Below are 9750 nucleotides of genomic sequence, written 5' to 3'. Positions count from 1 at the left end.
GGTGTATGTTTTTCCTTCGAGGATAGTTTGTATAATATATATGCCTTTAGGAAAAGCGGATATATTAATTGTTTTATTGAAAGGTATATTTTGTTCTTTATTTTTTAATGAGCCTATTAAATTCCCTTGTGTATTATAGATTCGTACAATTATTTTTCCGGTTCGAACGGCTTTGATTGAGAGGATATTATTTGCATAAGTTATCGTTATCGGAGATTCTATTTTTGTATGTCCCATCCCCATCGGTTTGTAGGAAGGTTTGGTATCGCCGTATTCTGCATTCCCTTTCAGCCATTCGCCGGCCTGTCCGGCTAAGAACAGATAGTAATCGGTGGGCAGATCATCGTCGATTCCCAAGAATTTACCTTGAGGGTCTGATGAAGTTGCGAATATCGGTGTATTTTTACTGTTTGCACATTTGAAAATACAGGTCCCTTCATCCAGTTCGTCGAACATGGCTACATAGATCATCTTGGCTCCGGCTTTTTTTGCCTCGGCAATCTGTCTCCATAAGAAATCGCCTTTCAGGCGAGGTATTTCATCATATTTATCTGCGGTCAGATTTTTTAAGTTTCTCCATGAGAATCCCGGAAAAACTACCGGGGCATATCCTACATTATTCATTCTACACCATAAAATATCGGTTTTCAGGAATTTTTCCACACGGTCCATGAATCCTGCTATAGAGTTGTAACGTCCGACCGACCAAGGAGAAATAATATCTGCTGTTTTTAATACTTCGACCAGATCTTTCGTGTCGGGATAGGCGTCGCCTCCTCCGGTTCTCCACTGATAAGATGATCCCAGTAAGTAGGAAAATTTCTGTTTAGCCCCGTCTAAATCTTGCAGATTGTCCATCATTGTTTTAAACTGGGCGGGAGTACTGCCTTTGCCTTGTAAACCGATACCCCATAATGCAATCATCGGTTTTCCGTTATGGTGAAGATAGGTAGGACATACAGACGGATCGGAAAGACGGTATTTAGCATTGATGATTTTCCAGTCATTTAATACTTTATAGATATCTGCCTCAGTAGATAGTCCGCTGCAATCATACATAATCGAAAAGGCTCGATTATATTTTTTTGCTGCTTTTACGGCATGTTTCAAAACTTTTCCTATTGCTTGACTTGTTATGGAAGATATGAATCTCTGAATGAAAACGCCATCGATTCCGTATTGCTGCATCCATTTGAAGTGCAGATCGACAGTCTCTTCATCGGAAGAACTGAAAAAATAGGCCTGGCTATTGTCGGGGTAAACGAAATCGACCGGATATTTTTTTGTGTATTCGGTCATGTCGGGCCAAAATTCTATTCCGGCATATCCCGGTTCGAATTTTCCGTCACGGCCGCAGTGAACATATCCGTTGTTTCCGGAGTCATCACCTTTTACAGAAAACCATCCTTGATAACCTGCCATTACCAGATTATCATAACTTGGGTATATCGGTGTTCCTTCGGGCTTTGTTCCCGGGTTTAGAGTAGAGACTACTTCGACAGAACCGATAGTGCATCGGTTATTGGTAAACGGTCTTGTTTTCCCTTTTTGATCGGTGGTTATGCCGATTTCTTGTAACCATTGGGGATTTCCGTAATTAGAAGCGAGAGAAGAACTTAGTACCGGAATACATTTTTCGGCCTGAATCTGATCGGAAGTAGATCCTTCGAATTCGGCAAGGGATTCTACTGCCGAAAAATAGTTGAAGAGGTTGTCTTCCATGTAATATTTTACGTTGATATTATTGTTCCCGTCGCTTCCTATGAAAGAGTTTTTAATGATTAAGTAGGTGGCTTCGGGCGTATGACGGAACGACAGATCGGAATTCTGATTTCTGCTGCCGTTGTTTGTCGCATAGTTGTTTTCGATAATACAGTTCAGTATTCTTTTCAATACGGTTTGGCTGGTTGACGAATCGTCGTTATAGAACCGGATTCCTGCCCCATGTCCTGCGTTTCCGGTTGTCGTATTTTCAGTGATGGTACAGTTGATCAGATCGAATGTTTCTCCTGTTTGACCGGCAAGCAACATGATTGCTCCGGCGTCGTTTGGAGAGCTGTTTTTATAGATCGTGGAATTTATCAACTGATAGTCATTGATCGCTGTTTTTTTATTTTCAAGGGAGATAGCTCCGCCTCGTCCTGAATTTTCGGCAAACGTGCAACTTTCGATTCGAAGTTTGACGGCATTATTATTTGTAGAGTTGCTTACGGCTATCGCACCGCCTGCCGAACCGTTGTTTTTGTAAAAGTACGAATTAGAACAAAAGATGGAAACTTGTTTTTCTTCGGGAGTAACCGTGTTGGCGGTATTGGCTTGTGTAGCGATAGCGCCACCGAGGGTAGCATTCCCTTGCGCGAAAGAACAGTTATCTGTCATCAACTTTCCGGATGCGACGTATATAGCCCCTCCGTAAGAAGCGTTGCCCCCAGCGAAACTGCAATTTTTCAGTGTTACGATGGCGTTATCGACCTGAATGGCTCCTCCGTAACGAAGAGTGGATGATCCGCAGGCATCGAAATTGCAATTCTCGATGGTGACATTTCCGCCTTCAACACTGATTGCGCCACCACCTATTACCATGGGATTTATATTTTTCAGGGCATTGGTTATCGAGATGTTTTTGATTGTCAGATTTTCGACGTTTTGCAATAACAGTACCCGTTGCCCTAAAATAAGAGATGTCCCGTCAATACCGGATGTTTCGGGAGAGATTCCTTGTATGACGATATTTTTTTTGTCAGACGGAAATTTGATGCCGAGACAATCATCTTCCATTTGTCCCGTTCCGGTTCCCGAAGCTTCGTTTTGTATGCTTAGTATGTCCAGTATGAAAATTTTATCGTCGTTTTCGAGAACGGTAAATGCTTTTCCCAATGTTGCATAGGGTTCGTTTTGCGAACCGGGATTCGAGTCTTTTCCGAAGGATGCGACGTAGATTTCTTTTGCTGATGCAAGGCTTGATAGCAGCCCGAAAATGAGTAAGATCGGTAGTCGTAAGTTTTTCATTTTGGTAAGATATTGAATTAATGTAAAGCAAAAGTAGACTCCTGTTCTTAAGAAATACCCGAATAATGTATTAAATACAGATTAAAAAGAGAATATATCGTGTTTAATATCGGAGTTTATAAATAAGACTGCTCCAAAATCTTATTTCAATTTGGAGCAGTCTCAGAGGTGGTATCTATTTATAGATCTTTAGCCTACAGGCTCTTATTGTATTCGGGTGAATTTGTAAGTAATACCGAATACCGATGGCGCATTAAAGTTCCATTCGCCGAAGAATGTATCATTGAACGAAGAGTAGAAAAAGTCGGTCGGGACATATTCGTGGATGAATATGTTGATAGTATTGTCATCTACTTTGTAAAAACCTATCTTGAGATCAGCCGGTTCGGATTTTGTCGCTGAAAAATATTTGTTGGCACCTTTTATTGTGTAATATATGATGTCGATTCCGTCCCAATTATCCATCATAGACATGTCAAAGAAATTTTCTACGCTTAGGAAAGAAACTTCGTGTTCTGAGCCACAGAAATAATTTTTCAGGCTTCCTGTTACGTGAGGAATAATTTTTTTACTGTCGTTTGTATTCACGATTTCAAGATAGTCATCGGCATTGAATGTTTCGGGCAGATTTGTATAATCTTCTGCCGGGATTTCTAAGTTTATCCAGTTTAGTTTGTTTGTGATTTCTACCGGTTTCCAGTTTCCTGCAAAGTTGTTGAAATCAGTATTAGCTTTAGTAATGTAAATATTCATTTGGTCATAGTTTCCCAAATAGAATTTGTCGGCGTTTTTTTCGGGAGCATTCAGTTTTAAGATTATGCTTTTGATTGTTGAGATAGATTCTCCGGCCGTGAAACGCACTGTTCCTTCATTACTTCCTGCTTTTACGGTAATGAAGTGTTTGAGTTTCGGTTCTTCCGAATCGGCAGCGGTACTTTCTGTCGGTGTATATCCATCGATCGAGTAGTCTGTTCCGATTTCTGCCGTACTTGCTGCGTCTACTTCGAACGGAATGTTTATATCTTCCGGAGCAGTAAATGATTTTCCGCTTTCTTCACCTTGAAGAATAACTTTCACATCTAAGGTGTTGGACATCGATTGAGACGAGGCTTCGAAGGAGTACATGATTTTTTCATCGATTTCATCAAAGGATGTCGGTTTTTTCGTTTCATCATTGTCATCATCGTTGCATGATGGGAATGTGAGCGCAATGACGCTTAAACATAAGAAATAAAAGATTTTTTTCATTTGTTTGATTTTTAAATGATTAATAAATAGTTCGATTTATAGAGTTTGTCCGAATTTCTTGAAAATCATTTTTATTTTCTCTCGGAGAGAAATATGAGTTTTTATTTTGTTGCAAGTTCATATTCCGTTTTTTTATCATTACACAAAGCTCTTTCTGAGGAGGTCATGACTGTTCCTTTAGGTAATAAGTATTTAGTGGATGAGTTTTCGGTCTTCGGGGGAAGATCATCGCTTTGGTCGCATGAGACGAGTCCGCAAATAATTGCCGATACCAACAAAGCTGATAGTATGTACTTTTTCATTTGTCGTATTTTATTATTATAGGAATGAGATTTTTATTCTTCGTATCCCGGATTCTGTATTACCAGTCCCGGATAAAGGTCTATATCGGACTTATTTATGGGGTAGGTATATAAATATTTTTCATTTACATATTTTTTCCCGTTATTGGCGACCCAAAACTCCGGACGGCCGTTTCGTTTCAGTTCAAACCAACGGTCTCCTTCGATGTAGAACTCTTTACGGCGTTCGCATAAAATTGCCGACATTAATTTGTCTATCGGTTTACCGGTTGCATCTTCGATGATCAGTTGGGAATATATTTCCGGTAAGTTTTTTTCTGTGTATGGGATGAAATTTTGTATGATTCGTTTTTCGCGGAGGGCATTTAATTGACGTATGGCGTTTTCTGTGTCGTTTAAATGGGCATAAGACTCGGCAGCAATCAGGCACATCTCTTCGCTTCGGATTCTGAAAAGAATCGTTTTATTGTTTACCCGTTTTTTGTTGAATGCAACAGTATAACGAATGTCATCATTTTTTTCTGAAAAAGATTCAGCCATTTCTCTGCTTACCGGACGTGTTTTGGAATCGCTAAAAGCATTGGTAACCGCCATAGAACCTAAAGAAGATTCTGAGGTGTAGGGATTTAAAATGAAGTTAGAACTTTGGGTAAATTTATTTTGCATGACTTCTTCATACTGGTTCGCTTCTAACATCGGATATTTGGATAGCAGTTCTTCTGCATACTGAATTGCTTTTTCCCACTGCTGAGTCCAGAAATATAGTTTTGTCAGATATGCTTTTGCGACATCCGATGTGAAAATGTAGTCTGTGTCGCTTATATCGTATCGTATTGCGTTTTTAAATCCTTCTTCTATGAAAGATACTGTTGTTTTCAAGTCGGATCTGGACGGTTTTGCTTCCATGTCGAAGCGGTCGATTAAAGGGAGTCCGAGTTTATCTTCAGCCGAGATCGGATTATACGGCTCGCAAAAGCGGATCAATAAGTTATAATAACAGATGCTTCGTATCGCCCAAGCTGTTCCTAAGAGTTGTTTTGCCAGTTCTGATTTGGTATCTTTCATTTCTCCGATTATCATATTGCAATCTTTTATTACCGAATAGTTGTCGGAATATTCGTTTTGTACCGAATTGATTCTTTCTCCGATATATAGAGGTGTATATCCGTTTATTGTAAATCCTTCTACTAAGGAGGCTAAAGTCGCATCTAAATTGTCTGAATAAAATTCTTGCAGTATAAGGTTGGTCGCATTACCGAGAATTTCTTCATCTTGTCCGGTTTCTACACGGTCGAGCCAGTAGTGAAGGATCGTGGAGAAGTCCTCTGCCGTTTCAGGAATAATTTTTCCTTTCGGTTTTACATCGAGATATTCTGTGCATGAGGGGATGAGCAGAATGAGAGTTCCTAATAATATGTATTTGAAATGTTTCATATTTTTTAATTTCTGTATAGATGTTAAAATCCGATATTGACACTGAAGGTAACAGAACGGGATATCGGGTATGTTGCGCCCGGAGTTTCCGGGTCCATTCCTTTGTATTGCGTAATTGTCAAGAAATTATTCAACGATAGAGAAAAATCGAGATTGGAGATTTTAGACCGTTGTATGTATTTTTTAGGAAGTTTGTATCCGAGAATAATATTTTTAATTCTGAGATAAGAGAGCTTGGTGAGAAATGCACCTTGGGTGATTGCTGTTTCTGTCGGATATTGCCGACTAAATCCGTAATCTGCCGTATAGGGATTCCACAAGCGCGGAGCGGAGACATCTGTCTTGTTCTCCGGTGTCCAACGATTGAACATATCTCGGTTAACATTGAGATATTGCGTGAATAAGTCGTTTTGAAAAGTCTGGACCATTTCGTTTACCGTGATTTCTTGCCCGTATTCTGTACTGGAATATGAAACGGGAGGACGAATATATTCGAATTGTTTTGCTCCGACCGAATAGACGCCGTTTACGCTCAGCCGAAATTCTTTGTAGTCTGCGCTTAAACTGAAACCTCCGGTAAGAGGGGAGGTCGGAGTTCCCAAATAAAACAGATAGTTGTCCGGAAGATGAAGATCGTCTTTTGTTCGGATTACGGCGTCCGGACGGAGTTCGAAATTGTACAATCCTGTTTCGGGATCGATTCCTGTGCATCTACCGCTGAAAATCCCGTCGGTAGGGAATCCTTCGAGCATTTCTGCATTATAAGAGGTACTGCTGTTTCGGTAGGGAGGATTATACTTACTTACGATGTTTCGGTTGAGAGCCATGTTTACGGATAGGTTCAGGCTGAAATCTTTTGTTTTTACCGGTACACTGTTCAGTGTTACTTCAATGCCTCGATTTTTAATTTCTGCGGTATTGTATTTTTGTGTAGGATATCCTGTCGTGGAGAGCACTCTTTCTGATGTAACGACATCCGAACTTTTACGATAGTATGCTTCGACTATACCGCTCAATCGATCGTTGAAAAGCCCGAAATCGAGAGAGGCTTTTACATCCTGAGTTTTTTCCCATCTCAATTTGGGATTCGGAGCACCTACGACTTTTCCGATATGATAAATGTTGTTATTCAGATTTCGGTAATTATCATAATATGCGATAATCAGTTGCGGACTTGCTGCGCGACTGATGTTTCCGGTAAATCCGCTTGCGATACGGAGGGTCATCCTATTCACTGCCGGTTTTAGGAATTTCATGAAAGATTCTTCTCCTAAATGCCATGCAGCTCCGAGAGCCCAAGTCGGATTGAATTGTTCTTTGCTTCCGAAATTCGAGCTTCCGTCGGTTCTGAAAGATACATTGAAGATATATTTGTTCATCAGATAGTAGTCGGCAGATGCATAGAAGGATGCAAATCGTTGCTCGTCTTCCAATTGTCCGGATGACAGATCGAGAGCTGCCAGATATTCTTTCAGTTTTTCATATCCGACACCGTTCGGATCGGGTAACGGAGTCGTATTGTTTTCGGTAATCGGGTCATAGCCGTACCGTTTACTATATAATGTGTGGGAGGTAGAACCTCTCAATTCTGCTCCGGCTAAAATAGACAGAGCGTGATTTTTCCCGAAATTGTCGGAATAGGCGAAATGTCCCCTTACCATATAACTGTTTATGGATGCTTTGTTTTGAGCGATAGAAGCGTACTCACGGCGACTTTGACTGTCAACCGAGAGGCGATTATCGAATGCCGCTTTCGTTTCCGCACCGTAAATACTCTCTGAATTGTTATTGGAAAAGGAATAAGAAGCTAATCCTTCAAACTTTAGTTCGGGTATGATTTTCCATTCCAACCCTCCGCGTAGCGATGTGTTGGTGTTCGATGTATTGCTTTCGGTCTCATTCATTTCACGCATGATATTGAATCCGCAGGCGGGAATATAGGGTGCTTTGTAAGATCCGGTAAGATTATTGTATTCCCCTAAACTGTAATATGTTTCGTCTGCACGATAACTACCGTCAGCATTATATGGACTTTCATAAGGATTTGCAAAATAGGCGTATTTAAAAGGATCGACGCTTTCGAGAGCCGGAGCTTTAGAGTTGAGATAGGAGACATCGATTCCGAAATTTATTTTTATTTTTTGACTGGGAGTGATGTTGAGGTTTGTTGTAAAATTGTAACGGTCATAATCGTTCTTTTTTACCAGTCCTGCGTCATGAGTATATCCTAAGGATGTATAATAGGTGACTTTTTCCGTTCCGCCGCTTAGTGAAAGGTGATGGTTTGTCGATATTGCGTTGCGGAACAGTTCGTCATACCAGTCGGTTTCTATGTTTCCGAGCTGATCTATATAGGAATTTTGTTCTTGCTCTGTCCAACCTTGAAATTTCCCTTTTCCGGATCGTATGATTCCCACTATTCCTATTACCGGATAGTTTGTCTTTCCTGCGGCAAAATCGGTGGCAGAGAATTCGTCCCATAATGTTTGTTCGTATGTCAGTTTTTCTTTAGAATTCATCAGGTTATTATCTTTTTGTGGTGGCATGACGACCGATAAGTTTGCCGAATAGTTGATTTTCATCTTGCCGGCCTGACCTTTTTTGGTCGTTACAATAATAACTCCGCCGGCAGCTCTTGAGCCGTAAATTGCTGCTGCTGCCGCGTCTTTCAGAACCGTGATATTTTCGATGTCATTCGGATTTATTCCTGCAATTCCGGTTATAAACATATTGTCGAAGTTTCCTGTTTTAATTTCCGATGAGGATATTTCAGGAACGCTGTTCTGCATGGGAACGCCATCTATTACCCATAATGGGTCGGCATCTCCGGTTAGTGTATTTGTACCTCGAATTCTGATTTTTTGCTCTTTCCCCGGTTGGCCGCTTGTCGCAGAAACCGATACTCCGGCTATCTGACCTTGTAAGAGTGCATCGATGTTGGGTTGTGGTTGATTGGCAAGTTTTTTGCCGTCTATTATACCGACAGAACCGGTCATTTTTTTTGTTGTCGTTTGTGCATAACCGGTTATAACTACTTGTTCCGTCTCTGTCGATTGAATCTCCATTTGCACTGTTATATAGGAAGTTTTGGATGAAACTGCAACTGTATTGTCATTCATTCCTATATACGTGAACAAGAGATGCTTTCCGTTTTCGGGCAGGAGTATCGAGAATTCTCCTTTATCATCGGTTGAAGTTCCTATGGATTTTTGTTCTTTTACCCGAACTGTTACACCGGATAATCTTTCTCCCGATTCATCGATGACCTTTCCTCGAATGTAATGCTTGTCTGCGGCTAAGGTAATTGTGAAATAGAAAAGGAAGAATAATGGCAAAATAAGCAGTAATTTTTTGATCATTTCGGCTTTGGCTTTTAAAACTATCCAAATAAATGAACGTTTATTTGGACTTTTTTTATGAATTGTATCTTTTCTCTTTTAATTATTTAGAATATAAGTACTTATATCGAAAAACAGCCTTTTTATAAAAGCTCGATCATCTATTGGCTTTAGAGTAAAAATAAACGTTCGTTTATTTGTTTACTGTGGTTAATTTAAGTTCTGATTAAAATTCTCGATAAAGTTATATATCCGGACTTTTGATCCTGTATGGCATGTATTTTATACGGTTTGCTATACTTTTTATCGGGTTATCGGGACAAAAAATTTAAGAGGATCTCTTAAAAAGTGTCCGAACAAAATTTAGACGGCCTCTAAGAAACAGATAATAGTACGCGATATTTAGTTTCTTATAAGAG

General features: G+C 40.0%; 5 protein-coding genes. All 5 read right to left on the bottom strand.

The genetic code is table 11. The features are described from left to right. Positions 1 to 3009 (bottom strand): T9SS type A sorting domain-containing protein (locus AC1WHX_RS07805; RefSeq protein ID WP_481229103.1); only part of this gene is annotated, 3009 nt, incomplete at its 3' end. A gap of 204 nt (positions 3010 to 3213) precedes the next feature. Next, a complete protein-coding gene (locus tag AC1WHX_RS07800; protein WP_022390374.1) occupies positions 3214 to 4257 on the bottom strand; it encodes a hypothetical protein in 1044 nt (347 codons plus the stop codon). A gap of 101 nt (positions 4258 to 4358) precedes the next feature. Next, positions 4359 to 4559, bottom strand: coding sequence for a hypothetical protein (locus tag AC1WHX_RS07795; RefSeq protein WP_022390373.1), 201 nt, complete (start codon positions 4557 to 4559; stop codon positions 4359 to 4361). Between the two features lie 33 nt (positions 4560 to 4592). Continuing rightward, the gene (locus AC1WHX_RS07790) at positions 4593 to 5993 is read right to left on the bottom strand and encodes a RagB/SusD family nutrient uptake outer membrane protein (protein ID WP_418236475.1); all 1401 of its coding nucleotides are present in this window, start codon (positions 5991 to 5993) and stop codon (positions 4593 to 4595) included. A gap of 23 nt (positions 5994 to 6016) precedes the next feature. Continuing rightward, complete coding sequence (locus tag AC1WHX_RS07785; protein ID WP_481229101.1) at positions 6017 to 9352, bottom strand: SusC/RagA family TonB-linked outer membrane protein; 3336 nt, start codon at positions 9350 to 9352, stop codon at positions 6017 to 6019. Between the last annotated feature and the right edge of the window lie 398 nt (positions 9353 to 9750).

Source organism: Coprobacter sp. (genome assembly GCF_982436375.1).
This window is presented reverse-complemented; position numbering and strand designations above follow the sequence as displayed.

Coding starts and splice junctions, on each gene's coding strand:
- AC1WHX_RS07800 (WP_022390374.1), bottom strand. CDS start 4,257: ATGAAAAAAATCTTTTATTTCTTATGTTTAAGCGTCATTGCGCTCACA.
- AC1WHX_RS07795 (WP_022390373.1), bottom strand. CDS start 4,559: ATGAAAAAGTACATACTATCAGCTTTGTTGGTATCGGCAATTATTTGC.
- AC1WHX_RS07790 (WP_418236475.1), bottom strand. CDS start 5,993: ATGAAACATTTCAAATACATATTATTAGGAACTCTCATTCTGCTCATC.
- AC1WHX_RS07785 (WP_481229101.1), bottom strand. CDS start 9,352: ATGATCAAAAAATTACTGCTTATTTTGCCATTATTCTTCCTTTTCTAT.